Here is a 335-nt window from a genome sequence, read left to right as displayed (position 1 = left end):
GCCGAAGCCGAGATCGTGCGGAGAATCTTCTGCGAGTTTGTCGAGGGCAAGACGCCGCGCGAGATCGCCGCGGGCCTTAATGCCGACGGTGTCAAACCGCCCCGCGGCAAGAATTGGAACGCGTCCACGATCAACGGCAATGCCGCACGCGGCCATGGTATGCTGATCAACGAGCTCAATGCGGGCCGCATCGTCTGGAACAAGGTCCGCATGATCCTGCGACCGGAAGGCGCGTGCCACGCCCGAACCGCAAAGACCATATCGTAGCGTCGACGCGCCGCACTTGGCGATCGTTGAGGACGCGACGTTCAAGGCCGCACAGGTGATCAAGGCTG

General features: G+C 63.0%; 1 protein-coding gene. It reads left to right on the top strand.

What is annotated here, in order from left to right; all coding sequences use genetic code 11:
* Positions 1–267: recombinase family protein (locus tag ACZXDY_RS46570; RefSeq protein ID WP_464350114.1), on the top strand; the 267-nt coding region annotated here is incomplete at its 5' end.
* Positions 268–335: the final 68 nt, after the last annotated feature.

The organism is Bradyrhizobium sp. LeoB3, assembly GCF_055456055.1.
This window is presented reverse-complemented; position numbering and strand designations above follow the sequence as displayed.